The organism is Rathayibacter sp. AY1C2 (assembly GCF_002931195.1).
Classification (GTDB): domain Bacteria; phylum Actinomycetota; class Actinomycetes; order Actinomycetales; family Microbacteriaceae; genus Rathayibacter.
Window position 1 is genome coordinate 180,825 of sequence record NZ_PSWG01000002.1, and the last position, 20,261, is coordinate 201,085.

Below are 20,261 nucleotides of genomic sequence, written 5' to 3' on the forward strand. Positions count from 1 at the left end.
CGCGGCCCCGGGTCGGCCGTGCAGGGAACGGGGCTAGGCTTGGCGACCGGGACGGGACCAGGCGACGGCACCGGTTCCCGCTGGTGCGAGGACGACCTCCTCCGCCGCGGTGGCAGGCGCCGAGGGATGCGACGGGCCCGTCCGGATGATCGAGGACGAATCAACGGAGAGAGTGGGCGATCGGCTGTGTCGAGCCAGTTGACCGGAGCAGGAACAGAGCAGGGCGCGGAGGACTTCGGAGCCAACGAGTGGCTCGTGGAGGAGCTGTACGAGCAGTACAGCGCCGACCGCGCCTCGGTGGACGAGTCCTGGTGGCCCATCCTGGAGCGCTACGGCGCCCAGCTCGCGAACTCCGGCAAGGACGCTCCGGCTCCGGCTCCCGCCGCGACCCCCGCGCCCGCCGCCTCGAAGCCCGCCGCTGCCGCCGAGCGCGTCTCGTCGAGCGGCGGAGGCGCCGTGACCCATCCCGCCGCGGCCTCCTCCTCCGAGTCGACCCCCGCCTCCCGCACCACGTCGAAGCAGCCGAAGGCGCAGCCGATCCCGGCCGACGCTCCGGTGAGCAAGCCCTCCGCCGAGGACTCGACGCCGGACGAGGACGTCGTCACCCCGCTCCGCGGCATGGCGAAGAGCCTCGCGACCAACATGGACGCCAGCCTCACCATCCCCACCGCGACGAGCGTCCGCACGATCCCGGCGAAGCTGATGATCGACAACCGCATCGTCATCAACAACCACCTGCGCCGCACCCGCGGTGGCAAGGTCTCGTTCACGCACCTGATCGGCTGGGCGCTCATCCGCGCGCTCAAGGACTTCCCGAGCCAGAACGTGTTCTACGACGAGGTCGACGGCAAGCCCGCGGTCGTCGCCCCGGCGCACGTCAACCTCGGCATCGCGATCGACATGCCCAAGCCCGACGGCACGCGCGCCCTGCTCGTGCCGAGCATCAAGCGCGCCGACACGCTGAGCTTCACGGCCTACCTCTCGGCCTACGAGGACCTGGTCAAGCGTGCGCGCGGCAACAAGCTCGTCGCCGGCGACTTCGCGGGCACCACGCTCTCGCTGACGAACCCCGGCGGCATCGGCACGGTGCACTCCGTCCCCCGCCTGATGAAGGGCCAGGGCTGCATCATCGGAGCCGGCGCCCTCGAGTACCCGGCGGAGTTCCAGGGCGCGTCCGAGAAGACGCTGGTCGAGCTGGGCATCGGCAAGACCATCACCCTGACCTCGACCTACGACCACCGCGTCATCCAGGGCGCCGGATCGGGCGAGTTCCTCAAGATCGTGCACGAGCTCCTGCTCGGCGGCCGCGGCTTCTACGAGGACATCTTCGCCGCGCTGCGCATCCCCTACGACCCGATCCACTGGTCGACGGACATCGCCGTCGACCTCGCCGAGCGCGTCTCCAAGACCGCCCGCGTGCAGGAGCTCATCAACTCGTTCCGCGTCCGCGGGCACCTGATGGCCGACGTCGACCCGCTGGAGTACGTGCAGCGCTCGCACCCCGACCTCGCCATCGAGAGCCACGGCCTCACCTTCTGGGACCTCGACCGCGAGTTCGTCACGGACGGCTTCGGCGGCAAGCGCCAGCTCAAGCTGCGCGACATCCTCGGGATCCTCCGCGACTCGTACTGCCGCACCGTCGGCGTCGAGTACATGCACATCCAGGACCCGGAGCAGCGCGCCTGGATGCAGCAGAAGCTCGAGCGCGGCTACGAGAAGCCGGGCCACGACGAGCAGCTGCGCATCCTGGGCAAGCTCAACGAGGCCGAGGCCTTCGAGACCTTCCTGCAGACCAAGTACGTGGGCCAGAAGCGCTTCTCGCTCGAGGGCGGGGAGTCGCTCATCGCGCTGCTCGACGCCGTCCTGCAGGGCGCGGCCGACGAGCACCTCGACGAGGTCGCGATCGGCATGGCCCACCGCGGCCGCCTGAACGTGCTGACCAACATCGCCGGCAAGACCTACGGCCAGATCTTCCGCGAGTTCGAGGGCACCCAGGACCCGCGCACGGTCCAGGGCTCCGGAGACGTGAAGTACCACCTCGGCACCGAGGGCACCTTCCGCGGCGCCGCGGGCGAGGAGATCCCGGTCTACCTGGCGGCGAACCCCTCGCACCTCGAGGCCGTGAACGGCGTGCTCGAGGGCATCGTCCGCGCCAAGCAGGACCGCAAGCCCATCGGCACCTTCACCACGCTGCCGATCCTCGTGCACGGCGACGCCGCGATGGCGGGCCAGGGCGTGGTGGTCGAGACCCTGCAGATGTCGCAGCTGCGCGCGTACCGCACCGGCGGCACGATCCACATCAACATCAACAACCAGGTCGGGTTCACGACTCCCCCTCACGAGGCCCGCACCTCGATCTACTCGACCGACGGCGCGAAGACGATCCAGGCGCCGATCTTCCACGTGAACGGCGACGACCCCGAGGCGGTCGTCCACGTCGGGCAGCTCGCGTTCGAGTACCGCCAGCGGTTCCACCGCGACGTGGTCATCGACCTGATCTGCTACCGCCGGCGCGGGCACAACGAGGGCGACGACCCCTCGATGACCCAGCCGCTGATGTACAGCCTGATCGAGGCCAAGCGCTCGGTCCGCAAGCTGTACACCGAGGCGCTCGTCGGCCGCGGCGACATCACCGAGGAGGAGTACGACCGCGCCCACCAGGACTTCCAGGACCGCCTGGAGCGCGCGTTCGCCGAGACCCACGCCGCGCAGACCGGCGCGATCCCCGTGATCACCGCCGACGGCGACTCCGTGGCCGACCTCGAGCTGCCCGACGCGCAGCAGGGCGAGGACTACCCGGGCGAGCCCGAGGTGACCGGCGTGAAGACCGAGGTCGTCACCCGCATCGGCGACGCGTTCACGACGCCGCCCGAGGGCTTCACCGTGCACCCCAAGCTCCAGCAGCTGCTGGCGAAGCGCCAGGAGATGAGCCGCTCCGGCTCCATCGACTGGGCCTTCGGCGAGCTGCTCGCGCTCGGCTCGCTGCTGCTCGAGGACACCCCGGTGCGCCTCGTCGGCCAGGACACGCGCCGCGGGACCTTCGTCCAGCGCCACGCTGTCCTCCACGACCGCGAGAACGGCCAGGAGTGGCTGCCGCTGATGAACCTGTCCGAGCAGCAGGCCCGGCTCTGGATCTACGACTCGCTGCTCTCGGAGTACGCGGCGATGGCGTTCGAGTACGGCTACTCGGTGGAGCGGCCCGACTCGCTCGTGCTGTGGGAGGCGCAGTTCGGCGACTTCGCGAACGGCGCCCAGATCGTGATCGACGAGTTCATCTCCTCCGCCGAGCAGAAGTGGGGGCAGCGCTCGTCGCTCGTTCTCCTGCTCCCGCACGGCTACGAGGGCCAGGGCCCCGACCACTCGTCGGCTCGGATCGAGCGCTACCTGCAGATGTGCGCGGAGCGGAACATGACCGTCGCGCGCCCGTCGACGCCGGCGTCCTACTTCCACCTGCTGCGCCGCCAGGCCTACTCCCGGCCCCGCCGACCGCTGATCGTCTTCACCCCGAAGGCGATGCTGCGCCTGCGCGGAGCCTCGAGCCCGGTCGAGGACTTCACCTCGGGCCGCTTCCAGCCGGTGATCGACGACGCGCGGATCCAGGACGCCTCCGCCGTGAAGCGCGTCCTGCTCCACGCCGGCAAGGTCCACTACGACCTCAAGGCGGAGCTCGAGAAGAAGCCCGACGACGGCATCGCGCTGGTGCGGGTCGAGCAGTACTACCCGGCGCCGATCGAGGAGCTGCGCGGCATCGCCGAGCGATACCCGGACGCGGAGCTCGTCTGGGTGCAGGACGAGCCCGAGAACCAGGGCGCCTGGCCGTTCATGGCCCTCGAGGTCGCTCCGAAGCTGGGCCGGTCCATGCGCGTGGTCTCGCGCCCGTCCGCGGCCTCCCCCGCGGCCGGCTCGGCCAAGCGGCACGCCTCCGAGCAGGCCGACCTGCTGTCGCGGGCGCTCACCCGCTGACCCGCAGTCCGCACGACGCGGTCGGGCCCGTCGGAACCTCGTGTTCCGGCGGGCCCGTCGCGTTGCGGGCGGACCGTGCCTGACCGCAGGCCCGCAGAGACCGGCAGGAGCGCTCGCGACGTGCGGGTGCCGCGGCGACCGGAGGCCGCCGGACACGACGGAGCCCCGGCCCTTCGAGGGCCCGCGGTGCGCGGGAGGTCTCGAACGGCCGGGGCTCCCCGGGTCGTGCGGCGCCTAGAGGCGGGCGGGCGCCTGGGAGTGCGCGGCGTGCTCGTCGCGGAGCATGCCGAGCACCTGGGCGCGGAGGTCCTCCGGCGCCGTCTCCTTGCACGCACGCTGCACGGCGACCGTCAGAACCACGCCGACCTTCGCCTCGTCGGCGCAGTCGACGCATCCCGCCATGTGCTCGCGGATGTCGGCGGCGTCCTCCTTGCACAGCTCGTTGTGGAGGTACTCCTCGAGCTCGGCCTTCGCCTTCGTGCAGCCGCTGTCGGTCATTTCGTGCTCCCGGAAGTGAATGCGGCGCGGAATCCGCGCTCGCGTGCGTAGTCGGTGAGTCGTTCGCGCAGCATGCGCCGGCCGCGGTGCAGCCGGCTCATGACGGTCCCGACGGGGGTCTTCATGATGTCCGCGATCTCCTGGTAGGAGAAGCCTTCGACATCGGCGAAGTAGACGGCGAGCCGGAAGTCCTCCGGGATCGCCTGGAGCGCCTCCTTCACCGCGGTGTCGGGGAGGTGGTCGATCGCCTCCGCCTCGGCCGAGCGGCTGGAGGTGGCCGTGGTCGACTCGGCGCCGCCCAGCTGCCAGTCCTCGAGCTCGTCGATCGCGCTCTGGTAGGGCTCGCGCTGCTTCTTTCGGTACGAGTTGATGAACGTGTTCGTGAGGATGCGGTAGAGCCAGGCCTTCAGGTTGGTGCCCTGCTCGAACTGGCGGAACGCGCCGAACGCCTTCGCGAACGTCTCCTGTACGAGGTCCTGCGCGTCGGAGGGGTTCTTCGTCATCCGCAGACCGGCCGCGTAGAGCTGGTCGATGAAGGGCAGCGCCTGCTGCTCGAAGAGGGAGCGGAGATCGACGGGAGCCTCGACCGGGGCGTCGTCCAGCGACTCCTCGACGGTCTCCACGATCGTCTGCTCCGCGTCGGCGGGCTCGGGAGCCTCGTCGGCGGGGGTGGTGCGGGGTTCGTCGTCGCGAGTCATCACGAGCGATTCTAGAGCGGCGGCGCGGCGGACGACCGGGGTTGCGGCGCGAGGGCGCCTCCGGGCGACGGGCCTGCTGCTCCGGAGGACCGGGGGTGCTGCCGTCATGCTCCGCCTCCGTCACGCTCCTGACGACGCCCTGCGCGCCGACTATCCTGACAACCGATGGTCTTCTCGCGTTATTCCGCCCCCGAGTTCGATCCGTACGGCGACGCCCGTGCGCTCCCCGGCGACGACGCCTGGCCCGCACCCCTCGCGGCCGGCGCTCTCGACGCCGAGGTCGGCCTGCCCGGCTCCAAGTCGCTGACCAACCGGGAGCTGGTGCTCGCTGCTCTGGCCGACGGGCCCTCCACGCTGCGGGCGCCGCTGCACTCCCGCGACAGCGCCCTGATGGTCGAGGCGCTGCGCTCGCTCGGCACCACGATCCGGGAGTCCGGCTCGACCGGCGGCTTCGGCGCCGACCTGGTCGTGGAGCCCGCGGAGGAGCTGCTCGGCTCGACGACGATCGACTGCGGGCTCGCGGGCACCGTGATGCGCTTCGTCCCGCCGCTGGCCGGCCTCGCGCTCGGCCCCACCACCTTCGACGGCGACGCGTACGCGGCGAAGCGGCCGATGGGGGCGACGATCGCCTCCCTCCGCGCGCTCGGCGTGGACGTCGCCGATGACGGCCGCGGCGCGCTCCCCTTCACCGTCCACGGCTCCGGGGCCGTCCGGGGCGGCGACGTCGTCGTCGACGCCTCGCGGTCGAGCCAGTTCGTCTCGGCGCTCCTGCTGGCCGGCGCCCGCTTCGAGGAGGGACTGCACCTGCGCCACGAGGGCAGCGCCGTCCCCTCCCGGCCCCACATCGACATGACCGTCGCCGCACTGGCGGCACGGGGCGTCGAGGTCGGCACGCCCGCCGACGGCGAGTGGACCGTCGCGCCGCAGCCCATCGCCGGCGCCGACGTGCTGATCGAGCCCGACCTCTCGAACGCCGCGCCGTTCCTCGCTGCGGCCCTCGTCACGGGCGGCCGCGTCCGGCTTCGCCACTGGCCGGCCGTCACCACGCAGGTCGGGGCGCACCTCGAGCGGATCCTGCCGCTGTTCGGCGCCCGCGTCGAGCGCGACGGCGAGGACCTCGTGGTCACCGGCGGCGACGAGATCCTGGGCGTGGACCTCGACCTGTCGGAGGGAGGCGAGCTCGCCCCCGCCCTCGCCGCCCTCGCCGCGCTGGCCTCCACTCCCAGCACCCTGACCGGGATCGGCCACATCCGCCACCACGAGACGGACCGCCTCGCCGCCCTCGCCGCCGAGATCACCGGCCTCGGCGGCCGGGTCACGGAGCTCGAGGACGGTCTGCGCATCGAGCCGGCCGAGCTCCACGGCGGCCGCTGGCGCACCTACTCCGACCACCGCATGGCCCACGCCGGCGCTCTGATCGGCCTCGTGGTCCCCGGCGTGGTGATCGAGGACGTCGCGACGACAGCGAAGACCCTCCCGCAGTTCCCGGAGCTGTGGACGACCCTCGCCGGATCGGTCTGACCCGTGTCGTGGTGGACGGACAGCGGCCTCGACGCCGACGGTGCTCTCGACGACTTCGACGGGTACGACGAGTCGGACGCGCGGGTGCGCCCGAACCCGAAGGGCACGAAGCCCCGGACCAAGAACAGGCCCGCCTACGAGGACGCCGAGATCGCGATGGTGCTCGGCGTCGACCGGGGTCGCTACACGGTGATGATCGGCGACGGGACGCCCGAGGAGCACGAGTTCACGGCGGCCCGGGCCCGCGAGCTGCGGCGCCAGGCGATCGTGGCCGGCGACCGCGTCGACGTGGTCGGGGACTCCAGCGGCGACGAGGGGACGCTCGCCCGCATCGTCCGCATCCGCGAGCGGTCGACCCTCCTCCGCCGCAGCGCCGACGACACCGACGCGATCGAGCGCGTGATCGTCGCCAACGCCGACCAGATGCTCTGCGTGGTGGCCGCCGCCGACCCCGAGCCCCGGACCCGGCTGGTCGACCGCTACCTGGTCGCCGCCTTCGACGCCGGGATCACTCCGATGCTCTGCATCACCAAGACCGACCTCGCGGACCCGGCACCGTTCCTCCGCAACTTCGAGGGGCTCGACCTCCGCGTGTTCCTCTCGAGCCAGGACGAGCCGCCGGTCGACGAGATCGCCGACGCCCTCCTCGGCCACGAGACCGTGGTCGTCGGGCACTCCGGAGTCGGCAAGTCCACCCTCGTGAACAAGCTCGTCCCGGACGCGCACCGGGCCATCGGGCGCGTGAACACCGTGACGGGCCGCGGTCGGCACACCTCGTCCTCCACCGTCTCGCTCCGCGTGGAGCGCGGCGACCGGCACGGCTGGGTCATCGACACCCCCGGCGTCCGCTCGTTCGGACTCGGCCACGTGAACACCGACAACATCCTCGGTGCGTTCACGACCCTCGCCGTGATCGCCCGGGACTGCCCGCGCGGCTGCACGCACCTGCCCGACTCCCCCGACTGCGCCATCATCGAGGCGGTCGAGGGCGGACTGCTGGGCGCCAGCGGACCGGAGCGCCTCGACTCGCTCCAGCGCCTCCTGACCACCTTCGCCACGACCGACGGAAGCAGACGATGACCGACCTCTCCCCCCTCCCCGCCGAGGCGCGCCTCGCCGCCGGCGACTCCGCTCCGGAGTTCACGCTGCCGAACCAGGACGGCGAGCCCGTCTCGCTCGCGGACTACCGCGGACGGCGCGTCATCCTGTTCTTCTACCCCGAGGCCGACACCCCCGGCTGCACCACGGAGGCCTGCGACTTCCGCGACAACGCGGCGTCCCTCCGCGACTCCGGCTACGAGGTCCTCGGGATCTCGCGGGACGCCCCGGAGGCGCTGCGCCGCTGGGCCGACGCCCAGGGCATCGCGTACCCGCTGCTGAGCGACCCCGACATGACCGTGCACCGCGCGTACGCGGTGTGGGGCGAGAAGAGCCTCTACGGCAAGACCGTCGTCGGCGTGCTGCGCTCGACGTTCGTCGTCGGAGCCGAGGGAGCGCTCGAGTTCGCGCAGTACGGCGTCCGGGCGACCGGGCACGTGCAGGCGCTCCGCAAGAAGCTGAAGCTCGTCTGACACCGGGGCGCGCGGTGCAGGTCATCGTGCGCCACCGGCTCTCGGGGTTCCGCTCATCTGCGAGCATCTCTCATGTCGACGTGAGCGGCACTGCCCGGTGCCCCGTCGGGACGAGGGGTGGTCAGGGTGCGCTCGAATGCTCGCAGGACGACGGCCGCAGCGGCGATCGCGGTCGTGGCCGCTGTACTGGCGGGCTGCACGCCACCGGAGCCGGCGCTCACCGCCGCCAGGGTGCTGCAGGCGGTGTCCGTCGCCGTCTCGTCCGACGGGGGTGTACGTGCGATCGAGGGGACGGCCCTCGCCGTCGGCGACGACCCGTCCGACACCTCGGCGACCACCACCGTCTACGATCCCCCCGAGGTCGCCGCCGACCTGCCGGTCCGTGTCCGGCCCTCGTGGCGCACCGCCGACGCCTCGGGCACCGATCCGGCCGACCTCGCCGGGCGCTCGGGTCGGATCGAGATCTCGCTCGCGGTGGAGAACCTGACGGTCCGGCCCGAGGAGGTCGCGTTCGACGCGGCCGGTCGTGCAGCCCGCCGCAGTGCACTCGTCGGCGCTCCGCTGACGATCGCAGCCTCCGCGGTCCTGCCGGGCGTCTCGCCGAGTCGCGTCGTCACTGAGAGCGAGTCGGGTGCCGTCACCAACGGCGTGCTCAGCCGTGACGAGCACGGAGACGCCGTCGTGCAGTGGGCCGCTCTCCTCGCTCCCCCGGGCGGTGGCGCGACGGCGACGCTGACCCTCGTCGCCGACGTCGCCGACTTCGCCGTCCCCGCCTTCGACCTGGCGGTCCAGCCCGGCCTGAGCACCGACCCGACCACCGAGGGGGCGCTGGGCGCCGCGTTCGACTCCTCCGACGCCTCGCCGCTCGCCCTCGAGCGCCGCACGATCGAGGTCGTCACCGCGGTGGACGACCTGCTGACGCAGGCCGGCACCACCGTCGCCGAGGTGCGGGCCTCGCTCGACGCGACCTCCGAGACTCTCGGTGTCCGCACGGCCGAGGAGCTGCGGGCCGGCGCCGCCTCGACGGCGGCCTCGATGCAGAGCCTCTCCGGGCAGCTCGGCGCGCTCCGGGCGCAGCTGTCGTCGACGGTCTCGGGCACCGAGTCCGGCCTGCTGGCGCAGCTGTCCGAGGCGATCGACGCGGTGGACGCCATGCTGGGCGACACATCGGCCGCGGTGCCGCCGCCGACGGTCTCGGGCAGCGGATGCGGACTCGCCGTCGACGGCGGCCGCACCGGCTCGATCCACTCGGAGCTGCTACGGCTCACGGCCGAGCTCGACGCGTACGGGACCGCGGCCGAGTCCTGCCGCGACGAGGTCGTCGCGGCTCTCCGTGCTGCCGCGGGGCCGGCACAGCCCTCCGCCGAGACCTGCACGGCACCCTCGATGACCTGCTCCCTCGCCGCCTCCGCAGCCGCCGTCGACACCGTGCTGCTCGGGATGCTCGATCGCGGGCAGGACCTCGTCGACTCCCTGCAGCCGGAGCTGATGGACGGCGTGCAGGCCGGGTTCGCCGCCCTCGCGAGCAGGGTGGACGCCGCGTCGGCCTCGGTGGACACCCTGGCCGACCCGGAGGGATCCGTCACCCGGGCGCTCGCCGCCCTGTCGGCGACGCTGGACGAGCTCGACGCGGACACCGCGGGCCTGGAGACGACGGTCGCCTCGGTCGGCGCCGCCGCCACGACCGCCCTGGACGAGCTCGGCACGCCGACCAGCACGGGGTCGCTGTCGGCGCAGAACCAGGAGCTGGCCGATCGGCTCTGCGAGCTGTCGCCGGCGACACAGTCCCCTGCTGCCGCACCCACGCCGACCGGGCGCCCGACGCGCGCACCCGTGGAGGTGACCCGGGGCTCCGTCGAGGAGCTCCGCGCCTACCTGACCGCGACGCCCTGCTCCGGCGCGGGCCGCCTCGACGCCCCCGACGGCTATCCGGCCCCCCTGGCCGACCGGCTGAGCGACCAGGTCCACGCGTGGACCGCCGTCGCCTCCACCGTCGGCAGCACCGGCGCGAGTGCCGACCTCGCCGCCCTGCGCGCCGCGCTCGCCACGGTCCGCAGCGGCATGGCCGAGGCCGGCGCGACGGCCGGCTCGGACGACGCACGCCTCACCGGCCTGCTCGCCTCCCTCCGCACCGGCGTCGACGCGCTGACCGCTCAGCGCGACGCCCTCGGCACCCGCATCGACGCTCTCGGCGCCCAGCAGGACGCTCTCGCACCGGCGATCCAGAAGGCGTTCGCCGAGACGGACACGGCCGCCGCCTCCGCGGTCACCGCACTCCTCGACGAGCAGGTGCGGCGGATCTCGACGCGCTCCGGCGCCGACGCCGACGCGGTCGTCGCGATGTTCGACCGGTCGGTCTCGAGCCTGCGCACGGCCTCCTCCGGCATCCGCTCCGACGGTGCAGCGACGGTGGACGCCGGGCACCGGGCTCTCCGCACCGCGGAGGCCCGGATCGGCGGGGCCGTCTCCGAGCGGACGCGCGCCTCCCTGGCCGGCATCGCGACGACGATCGACGCCTCGACCCGCGACACCGACGCGGCCGCCGCGCTCCTCGCAGCCGATCTGCACAAGGTGCTCCTGGACCTCGGCGACCGGACGGTCGGCGGCTCCGGCCTGCTCGGATCGATGACCACGAGTGCCGCGAAGGTCGGCACCGCCGACGTGCAGCTCGCCCTCGCCTCGCAGAGCGCACGGGGCTACGCCGCGGTGCGATCCGAGGACGTCTCGGGCATCCTGCTGGCGCAGGCCCAGGAGCGGGCCTCCCTCCGCGCCGGGGATGAGCTTCCCGCGTTCCACCTCGACCTGCCCGAGGGCACGCGGACCCGGACGGTCTACTCCTTCCGGATCGGGGACGAGCGATGACCCGCCTGGGCAGGCGCGCGGCGCAGCACCCCCGCACCGCCCGACGGAGCCCGATGCTGATCGGCGGCGCCGTCGCCCTCCTCGGCGTCAGCGGTGCCCTCGTCTCCCTCCTGCCCCCGCAGTCCGCCCCGATGACGGAGGTCGCCGCTCTCCCGGTCGGCTTCTCGTGCGCCCGGGTGCCCGAGCGGATGACGCTCGGGGTGGTGGTCTCGCTCAGCTCGGCTCCGGGCGAGGGCGCGGAATGGAAGGACGCGGCGAACGGCGCCGTCGTCGCCGCGCACCGGTCAGCGATGGGCGGCTGCGAGATCGGTCTCGTCGCCGTCGACGACCACGGGACGCCCGAGGGTGCCCGCGCCGCCGTCGAGGAGCTGACGGGGCAGGGCGTGTCCGGCCTCGTCCTCGCGACCCACGGCACCCACACCGCTGCGGCCGTGGACGCCGCTCGGGCCGCGGGGATAGCGGCCGTCCTCCCGTACGGAGGCGGCCCCGCCCTGCCCGACGACGGCGTCTGGTCCCTCGGACCCGACACCGCCTCGGCCGACGCGGCACTCGTGGAGGAGGCCGGCGGAGGCGCCCGGGTACTCCTCGTCGACACCGGTGGAGGCACCCCGACCGGTCTCTCGCCCGCCGCGACGGTGACCGCCGATCCCGGCGCCACCGCGGACGTGATCATCACCGCCGCCCGCCCGCACCTCGAGGGCGAGCTGGCGGTCGAGCGCGTCGTCGTGTCCGGCCCCGCCGCGGCGCAGGCGACGGCGGTCGCCGCTCTGCAGGCGGCGGGGGCGTCCGTCCCGATCCTGCTCACGCCCGACGCGCTGAGCCCCGCCTTCGCTCCCGCCCTGGCCGCGGCCGGAGGCACCCTCTCGGGAGATCTGACGACGATCGGCACGGATTCCGGCGACGCGGTCGCTCTCCGCGGCGACGAGCGCGGGCGCGCGGCCTCTGCGTTCCTGGGGGCTGTGCGGATGACCGCCGACGATGCCGCGCGGACGACCCTCCTCGGCGACCGCGCGTTCCGCGATCTCGCCGCGGTCGCGGACGCCCCCAGCCACGACGCCGTCGTGGCGCTGGTGCGAGCCGCGGCCGTCGCAGGCAGCAGAGAACCCGCGGCGGTCGCCGCCGCACTCCGGGGATCCACGATCGGACCGGCGGACGGGCTCGCCGGTCCGCCGCTCGACTTCGGCGCCGCGCACGCTCTGGACGTCCCGGCACTCCCCCTCCACTCCTCGCCGCAGCGCCTCGGCCTGCGGCCCGCCGACCCGCCGCTGCTCTGGTTCGCCGGACAGCCCCGACCGTGAGCCCCCGGTGCGACTCCTCCTCGACCTCGACGGCACCCGCTCCGACATCGACCTCGGCCGCCACCGCGACTCCGCGACACTCGGCGAGCTGATCGCCACCGCCACCGGGCACCGCCTCCCGCCCGGGACGGCCCTCGCCGTCGACACCGCCCTGCACCCTGTGGAGACCCGGCTGGCCGATCTGCTGCTGCTCGAGGGGACGCGGATCGCCCGCTCCCCCCTGCCCCGACCTGCCGCGGCCCGCGGGTGGACGGCCGTGCTGTCGGGCGGTCTCGGCGCGGGAGCCGTGGTCGAGATCCCTCGGGGCCGTGCGCTGATCGTGGGCCGCTCCCCGCACGCCGACGTCGTCCTCGACACGGCGAGCGCCTCCTGGGAGCACTTCTCGGTGACCCGCGAGGGCGACGGCCTGCGGGTGCGCGACGCCGACAGCACCAACGGCACTCTGGTCGACGGCGTCTCCGCGACGGGGGACGGGGTCCTCGTCTCCGACGCCGCGGTCGTGATCGCCGGTGGGGCGGCTCTCCGACTGCGCCCCGCGCCTCCCGAGCTCCTCGCGCCCGAGCCGGGGAGCACGGACAACGTCACCGCGACGGCGACTGTGCCCTTCAACCGGCCGCCGCGACCGGGACGTCCGGCGGCCGGCGAGGCGGTCGTCCCGCCGGCCCGCCTCGAGATCGCCTCCGCCACGACCTTCAGCGTGATCACCGTCGCCGCGCCGCTCGTCCTCGCCTTCGCGATGGTCCTCATCATGGGCGATGCGCGCTACGCCCTCTTCGCCGCGCTCAGCCCCGTGGCCGGAGTGGGCCTGTGGTTCGAGCAGCGGCACCGGCACGCCCGAGCGACCCGGTCCGAGGAGCAGCGCTACGGCGAGGCGCTGCAGACGCTCCGCGACGACATCGCCCGTTCCGCGCGTGTCGAACGGGCCCGCCTCGAGGAGGACGCGCCCGACCCGGCGACGACGATCCGCCGGGCGGCGCTGCCCGCCACGTCGCTGTGGCAGCGGCGCGCGACCTCCGCCGATGTGCTCCGCCTGCACATCGGCGTCGGCGACGTCCCGTGGTCTCCCCCGCTCGATCAGCGCGGAGTGCCGCGGCTCGAGGAGGAGGTGCGCGCGATCCTGGCGGTGAGCGTCGTCCCGAGCGCGCCCGTGTCCATCGATCTCGCGGACTCGGGCGTCGTCGGGATCGTCGGCGACCGCGAGGGCGGCCTCGCTCTGGCGAGGAGCCTGCTCTGCCAGGCGGCGGTCCACTGCGGTCCGGCCGACCTGGCGATCGGGGTGTTCTGCGACCGGCGACGCGACTCCGACTGGAGCTGGGCCTCCTGGCTCCCCCACACGCGTCTGCCCGGGGGCGGACGCCGACTCTCCGACCGGCGCGACCGCAGCTCCGAGCTCCTCCGCGCCCTCCGCGAGGAGGACTCGCCGCGCGTGCTCCTGGTGCTCGACTCCGACGTGCTGACCGAGGGACGCGCCGCTCCGGCGCGCGAACTCCTCGGACTCGGCCGCGGCGAGCGCGAGGCGGCGACCCGGATCTCCGGCCTCGTGCTCGCGGCGTCGGAGGAGCAGCTCCCCGCCTCCTGCACGGTCGTCGTCCGGGTCGGAGCGGACGCCTCGGCGGTCCTCTCCCGGCCCGACGAGCGGATCACCGTCGAGGACGTGGTGCTCGCCGGTCTCGCCTCCTCCACGGCCGAGCGCTGTGCGCGCGACCTGGCGCGCTTCGAGGACCCGGAGCTCGTCACCGCGGGGGCGGCCCTCTCCGCGCTCGTGCGGCTGCCGCCGCTCCTGGGCGCCGATCGTCCGACCGCCGCGGACGTCCGGGGGTGGTGGTCGAGCGCCCGGGGCGTGCGCGCGCCCGTCGGCTCGTCCGAGCACGGTCCGCTCGTGCTCGATCTCGTCGCCGACGGCCCGCACGGCCTGGTCGGCGGCACCACGGGCTCGGGCAAGAGCGAGTTCCTGCGCTCCTTCGTGGCCGGCCTCGCGGCCTGGAACGATCCGACGCGCCTCACCTTCGTGCTCATCGACTTCAAGGGGGGTGCAGCGTTCGCGTCCTGCGAGCGGCTCCCGCACACGATCGGCACCATCAGCAACCTCGACGCCCAGCTCGCCGACCGCGCGCTGCGCTCGCTCCAGGCCGAGATGCGGCGTCGTCAGCGGCTCTTCGCCGCCGCCGGCGAGGGTGTCGACGACCTCGACGCGTACTGGGCCACCTCGCCGCCGGAGCCGATGCCGCGGCTCCTGCTCGTCGTCGACGAGTTCGCCGTTCTCGCGAAGGAGCATCCCGACGTCCTGACGTCCCTCGTGAGCGTCGCCGCGGTCGGCCGGACGCTCGGCGTGCACATGATCCTCGCCACCCAGCGTCCGGCCGGAGTGGTGAACGACGACATCCTCGCCAACACCAACCTCCGCGTCGCCCTCCGGGTGCAGAGCCGGGACGACTCCGCCGACGTGATCGGAGTCGCGAGCGCGGCCGGGATCTCCCGCTCCCAGACCGGCCGAGCGTACGTGAAGCGGGGCCAGAACGACATCTCGCCCGTCCAGACGGCGCTGGTCACCGGTCGCGCGGAGGCGTCGGCCGTCGAGGCGATCGAGGTCCGCCCGGTCGGACCCACGGGCGTCCCCGTCGAGGGCCCCTCCCCGGTCGCCGCCGACGAGACGGCCCCGACCGATCTCGACCTCCTGATCGACGCGGTGGTCGAGGCGGACGCCGCTTCGGGCTTCGGCCCTCCCCGCCCGATCTGGCCGGAGCCGCTCGAGGACACCATGGCCCTCAGCGGGTTCGGTGCGGAGGAGTCCGACCTCGGTCGCGTCGTCGGCGACGTCCTGCACGTCGCACTCTCGGACGACCCCGACCGGCAGCGCCGGACGCCGACCGGCTGGGATCTGGGCGAGGGGAACCTGCTCCTCATCGGCATCCCCGGCAGCGGCACCAGCACGGCGCTCGCGTCGATCGCGCTGACGGCCGCCCGCCACTTCCCCCCGGACGAGCTCGACCTCTACGTCCTCGCTGCCGGTTCCCGCGACTCCGCCCCGCTCGCGCGACTCCCGCACACCGTCTCCTACGTCGGCGCAGGTGCCGGATCCCACGAGAAGCAGACCCGGTTCCTCCGTCACCTGCGCGACGAGGTGCGCCGGCGCCGAGCATCGCCCGGGGGCCACCGTCGTGCGCTGGTGCTCGTCGACGGTCTCGCGACTCTGAAGGACGAGTTCCAGGACTGGGAGGGCCTGGCTCTGATGGAGGCGTTCACCCGCGCCTACGCCGACGGACCGGAGCTCGGCCTGCACTTCGCGGTGACGAGCACCCGGGCGAGGGCGATCCCCTCGGTGATGGAGGAGGTCACGACGCAGAAGTGGCTGTTCCGCCTCGCCGACCCGCAGGACTACGCCGCCGCCGGGGTGAAGCCGGTGCAGGCGCCGCCAGCGGTGCCGGGGCGCTGCGTCATCGCCTCGTCGCTCCTGCAGACGCAGGTCGCGACTCCGAGGGCCGGTCTCGACGACGCGATCGCCGAGCTCGCGGCCGCCTGGCCGGATGCGCGCGGCAGGACGAGCACGGTCGGCACGCTTCCCGACAGGGTCGCTGTGGGCGCACTCGGGATCGAGGCCCGCTTCGATCGCGAGCCGTGGCTGCTCCCGATCGGCCTCGGCGAGTCGGACCTCGCCCCGCTGGCGTTCCAGGTCTTCGAGGGCGAGCACGTCGTCATCGCCGGACCCGCTCGATCGGGCAAGTCGACCGTGCTGCTCGCCCTGGCCGAGGCGGCGCGGGCCGCCGGCTCGGTCGCCGTCTGGGGAGTGTGCGATCGACGCTCCCCGCTCAGGGGCGCCGACCTCGACCGACTCGCCGTGGGCGCGGAGGAGCTCTGCACCCTCCTCGCGTCGCTGTCGACGGAGGAGGGCCCCGTGCTGCTCCTCCTCGACGACGCCGAACGCTGGGACGACACCGACCAGGCGCTGATGAGGCTGGTCTCGTCGGGTCGCCCGGGACTCTGCGTCGTGCTGGCCGGCCGGTCGAGCGAGCTCCGCAGCCATTTCGGGAACTGGACGAAGAAGGCGGCGGCCTCCCGCTCCGTGCTGCTGCTCCAGCCCGACATCGACAACGACGGCACTCTCCTCGGCGCGCAGATCCCGCGGCGCTTCCCCGTCCCGCCCACGGTGGGCCGGGGCTTCGTCAGCCTCGACGGCGAGATCCACTTCGTGCAGTCGGTCTCGCCGACGCCGGCGGACGGCGGCTGATCAGCGCCCTCGGGCGGGTGATCGCGCCTCCGCCACCGAGTCGATCGGCGCGTCCTCCTCGAGAGCGCTCCGATCACTCCGAGACGCTCCGATGGAGGTGCGCGGAGGAAGGAGCGCGGCGACGACGAGCACGTCCCGCCCCCGCTCGCCGGAGCACGCAGGGGCGGGACGGCCGGTCAGCTCCCTCCGCCGGCGGCGAAGATGTTCTGCGAGATCGTCGCCAGCTGGCTGCGCAGCTCCTCGAGCTCCTGCTTGGCCTTCTCGAGGGCCGACTTCGTCTCCGGCCAGGTCGACGAGCGGAACTGCGAGGCCAGCGGACCGTCCCAGACGTTCGGATCGGACAGTGTCCGCCCCTGTGCGTCGAGCCGGCTGATCTGATCGGCGAGGCCGCCGTTGACGATCGACTGGATCTGCTGGATCGCGGACTTCGCCTCGTCGGTCGAGAGAACACGTGACATGGATCACACCTTTCTACCCCTGCGGACGGGACCGTCCCGACCGCTCCCCACTCCACCAACGTCTCATGAGGATGTCTCGTCATGGTAGAAGGCAAGACAGCACAGACGGCTCGCGTGGCGTCGACGGCTCGACACTGGCGCGGGAGGTCGACTCACTCGCGAGTGGTGATCGCGAAGGGACTGCTCGAGAGGTCCGAGAACGCGCCCACTCGGGCGCGCAGCTCGCAGGACGGAGTCACCGTGAGGGCGGTCACCGTCAGCCCGTCGGACGACACGGCGACCGCGCCGCCGCAGCCGTCGCTGAACCGCACGCCCTCCACTCCGCCCGCGATCGCGTCGAGCATGCTGCTCGCCGGCGCGGACGACGGCGTCGCGAGCAGGGGGTTCACGGGGTCGGCCCCGCTCGGCCAGACCGGCACCAGCGTCACCGGCAGCGGGGTCCGGCCGACCGTCCGCGCGGGAGTCTCGATGCGCACATCCCGCAGCCGCTGCACGGGATACGCCGTCCCGGTGACCGCAGGGTCGGCCACGGCCTGTGCCGTCGCAGACGCTGCCGCCGCCAGCCACCCGTCCAGGGCGCTCTGCTCGGCCACCGCGATCGGCACGGTCGCCGTGACGTCGACGATCCCCTGCGCCGGGACGTGCAGGTCCGTCAGGCTCCAACCGCAGCCGACCCCGACTCCGGTGACGCTCGGCCGGTTGCGCACCGCCGTCACTCCGGACCAGCTGGCCGCGGGGCACGCCGCCGCGGCGTCCGGGCCCGGCAGCACCTCGAGGAAGGACCCCGAGAGGGGCGCGCTCTGGGCGGAGTAGGAGATCTCGACGACCACGGCCCGTCGCTCCGCGTCCCAGGTGGCCGATCGCGTCACTCCGAGGCCCGTCGGCAGCGGCCGGTCCTGCTGCCGGGCCGACAGGTCGGCATCCGGTGCCGAGGCCCGTGCTCCGCCGCCGCGCGGCTGGACGGCGAGGAGCACCGCCCCGATGAGCAGGACGCCGGCGCCGACGGCGGCGAGAATCATCCGCAGACGTCCGCCGCGCCCCCGCCGAGCAGGAGCCTCGAACGGCCGTTCCGCCAGGCGCAGCTCGCGGCGCGGCACCGGGCGGAGCACGGTCGCCTGCGACGACGGGCCGAGCTCGGGAGCGGGCCCCTCCTCCACCGGCTCCGACGACATCTCCACCGCCATCCCGCGGAGGACCGTGCCCGGGCGCTCGGCCTCCTCGAACTCCGCCGCGCCCGCCGCGAGCGGCAGCGCCGGCAGCCCGGCCAGCGCCGGGGAGAGGCGTCGCAGGATCCCCGCCGCCTCCGCAGCCGTCGGCCGCGACGCCGGATCCTTCGCGAGCATCCGGTCCAGGAGCGACGCGAGCCGCGGCGGCAGATCCAGCGGCGGCGGGAGCATCGCGACGTGCCGGTAGGCGACCGCGACGTCGGCGCCGGGGCCGGCGAACGGGGTCCGGCCGCACAGCAGCTCGTAGAGCAGGATCCCCGTCGAGTAGACGTCGCTCGGCGGGCCGGCCGCTCCGGTGGCGAGCATCTCGGGCGAGAGGTACTCCGGCGTCCCGATGACACCCGTCGTCGCGCGCGGCCCCTCGGCGACCACGTGAGCGATGCCGAAGTCGGAGACGCGGACGGCGGAGCCCGCATCGTCCGCACCCTCCGCGAGCAGGACGTTGTCGGGCTTCACGTCCCGGTGGACCGTGCCGATCGCATGCGCGGCGGCGAGAGCGTCGAGGATCGAGGCCGCCACGGGCAGCGCATCGACCGCCGGGAGGGTGCCCTCGTCCCGCAGCAGCTCCCGCAGCGATCCGCCGCCGACGAGCTCCATCACGATCCCGAGCGTCTCCCCCTCCACGACGAGGTCGAGCACCTCCACGACGTGCGGGTGCCGCAGACGGGTGAGCACCGACCTCTCACGGACGAACCGCTCGACCAGGCCCGCGTCGTGCACGTGCTCACCGCGGAGGAGCTTCGCCGCGCGGTCCGGCCCCTGCGCGTCGGCGACGCGCCACACCTCGCCCGCGGCACCCGAGCCGATCCGCTCGAGCAGGCGGTAGCGCGCCCCCAACGGATCCCCGGCACTCCTCGCCATGCCGCCTCCCGATCCGAGCTTCCGTCATCTTCGAGGGGAAGAATAGCGGAGACCGCTCGGGCGGATCAGCGGTGGCGCATCGGCCGGATCAGAACCCCTCGTTGGCGCGCGGCGCGTAGTCGGCGCCCAGCGCCTCCAGCTCGTCGGTGGTCAGCTCCACGTCCAGCGACGCGACCGCGTCGTCGAGGTGGTGGAGCTTCGTGGCTCCGACGATCGGAGCGGTGACAGCCTCCTGCTGCCGGACCCAGGCGAGCGCCACCTGCGCACGGGGCACGCCGCGCTGCTCGGCGATGCGTGCGACGGTCGCGACGGTCCGCCGGTCGGCCTCCTCCTGCTGGCGGTAGAGGGTGCCGCCGAAGACGTCGGTCTCGGTGCGCGCCGTGGTCTCGTCCCAGTCGCGGGTGAGCCGGCCCCGGGCGAGCGGCGACCACGGGATCACGCCGACTCCCTGGTCGACGCAGAAGGGGTGCAGCTCGCGCTCGTCCTCGCGATGGATCAGGTTGTACTGGTCCTGCATCGAGACGAACCGCGTCCAGCCGCCCAGATCCGCGGTGTACTGCGCCTTCGCGAACTGCCACGCCCACATGCTCGAGGCGCCGATGTAGCGCGCCCTGCCCGAGCGGACGACGTCGTGGAGGGTCTCCATCGTCTCCTCGATCGGCGTCTCGGGGTCCCAGCGGTGGATCTGGTAGAGGTCGACGTAGTCCGTGCCGAGACGCCGGAGGCTGTCGTCGATAGCGCTGAGGATGTGCCGCCGCGAGAGGCCGCCGCCGTTGGGGCCGGGGCGCATCCGCCCGTGGACCTTCGTGGCGATCACGACCTCCTCGCGGACCGCGAAGTCCGCGAGCGCACGGCCGACGAACTCCTCGCTCGTGCCGTCGGAGTAGACGTCCGCCGTGTCGAACGTGGTGATGCCGAGCTCCAGCGCCCGCCGGAGGAAGGTCCGCGACTCCTCCTCGCCCATGCTCCAGCCGTGGGCCCCGCGGTCGGGAGCGCCGAAGCTCATGCAGCCGAGGACGATCGAGGAGATCTGCAGGCCGCTGGAGCCGAGTCGGGTGGAGTCCATGCGCGTCGCTTCCG

General features: G+C 73.6%; 12 protein-coding genes. 7 read left to right on the forward strand and 5 right to left on the reverse strand.

All coding sequences use genetic code 11. The features are described 5' to 3' along the window. The first annotated feature begins 186 nt into the window (after positions 1-186). A complete protein-coding gene (locus tag C5C55_RS02460) occupies positions 187-3,963 on the forward strand; it encodes a multifunctional oxoglutarate decarboxylase/oxoglutarate dehydrogenase thiamine pyrophosphate-binding subunit/dihydrolipoyllysine-residue succinyltransferase subunit (protein WP_181067737.1) in 3,777 nt (1,258 codons plus the stop codon). A gap of 234 nt (positions 3,964-4,197) precedes the next feature. Here the strand turns inward: C5C55_RS02460 and C5C55_RS02465 are convergent, their stop codons facing one another. Both C5C55_RS02465 and C5C55_RS02470 read right to left on the reverse strand, forming a co-directional pair. Continuing rightward, positions 4,198-4,461 carry a zf-HC2 domain-containing protein gene (locus tag C5C55_RS02465; RefSeq protein WP_104224116.1) on the reverse strand — a complete coding sequence of 88 codons (264 nt, stop codon included), beginning with the start codon at positions 4,459-4,461 and terminating at the stop codon, positions 4,198-4,200. Beyond that, complete coding sequence (locus tag C5C55_RS02470; RefSeq protein WP_104224117.1) at positions 4,458-5,159, reverse strand: sigma-70 family RNA polymerase sigma factor; 702 nt, start codon at positions 5,157-5,159, stop codon at positions 4,458-4,460. The genes C5C55_RS02465 and C5C55_RS02470 overlap by 4 nt, the downstream gene beginning before the upstream one ends. Positions 5,160-5,324: 165 nt before the next feature. Here C5C55_RS02470 and aroA point away from each other — a divergent pair, with 165 nt between their 5' ends. The 6 genes from aroA (at position 5,325) to C5C55_RS02500 (ending at position 16,636) form a co-directional block, all read left to right on the forward strand. Then, complete coding sequence (aroA, locus tag C5C55_RS02475) at positions 5,325-6,680, forward strand: 3-phosphoshikimate 1-carboxyvinyltransferase (protein WP_104232787.1); 1,356 nt, start codon at positions 5,325-5,327, stop codon at positions 6,678-6,680. Between the two features lie 3 nt (positions 6,681-6,683). After that, a complete protein-coding gene (rsgA, locus tag C5C55_RS02480) occupies positions 6,684-7,760 on the forward strand; it encodes a ribosome small subunit-dependent GTPase A (protein WP_104224119.1) in 1,077 nt (358 codons plus the stop codon). Beyond that, positions 7,757-8,251, forward strand: coding sequence for a thioredoxin-dependent thiol peroxidase (gene bcp, locus C5C55_RS02485; protein ID WP_104232788.1), 495 nt, complete (start codon positions 7,757-7,759; stop codon positions 8,249-8,251). Before rsgA ends, bcp begins: the two co-directional genes overlap by 4 nt. Before the next feature lie 126 nt (positions 8,252-8,377). Beyond that, positions 8,378-11,113, forward strand: a complete 2,736-nt coding sequence (locus C5C55_RS02490; protein ID WP_146080875.1) for a hypothetical protein — start codon at positions 8,378-8,380, stop codon at positions 11,111-11,113. Continuing rightward, positions 11,110-12,411: an ABC transporter substrate-binding protein gene (locus C5C55_RS02495; protein ID WP_104232790.1), complete on the forward strand. Its 1,302-nt coding sequence runs from the start codon at positions 11,110-11,112 to the stop codon at positions 12,409-12,411. The genes C5C55_RS02490 and C5C55_RS02495 overlap by 4 nt, the downstream gene beginning before the upstream one ends. Positions 12,412-12,418: 7 nt before the next feature. Continuing rightward, positions 12,419-16,636: an FtsK/SpoIIIE domain-containing protein gene (locus C5C55_RS02500; protein ID WP_104232791.1), complete on the forward strand. Its 4,218-nt coding sequence runs from the start codon at positions 12,419-12,421 to the stop codon at positions 16,634-16,636. Positions 16,637-16,812: 176 nt separating this feature from the next. Here C5C55_RS02500 and C5C55_RS02505 read toward each other — a convergent pair whose 3' ends face one another. The 3 genes from C5C55_RS02505 to C5C55_RS02515 all read right to left on the reverse strand — a co-directional run bounded on the left by C5C55_RS02505 (position 16,813) and on the right by C5C55_RS02515 (position 20,247). Beyond that, positions 16,813-17,094, reverse strand: coding sequence for a pyrophosphorylase (locus C5C55_RS02505; RefSeq protein ID WP_104224124.1), 282 nt, complete (start codon positions 17,092-17,094; stop codon positions 16,813-16,815). A 152-nt stretch (positions 17,095-17,246) separates the two neighbouring features. Then, the gene (locus C5C55_RS02510) at positions 17,247-19,181 is read right to left on the reverse strand and encodes a serine/threonine-protein kinase (RefSeq protein ID WP_104232792.1); all 1,935 of its coding nucleotides are present in this window, start codon (positions 19,179-19,181) and stop codon (positions 17,247-17,249) included. Between the two features lie 88 nt (positions 19,182-19,269). Then, entirely contained in the window at positions 19,270-20,247 is a 978-nt protein-coding gene (locus C5C55_RS02515; RefSeq protein ID WP_104232793.1) for an aldo/keto reductase, read from the reverse strand. Between the last annotated feature and the right edge of the window lie 14 nt (positions 20,248-20,261).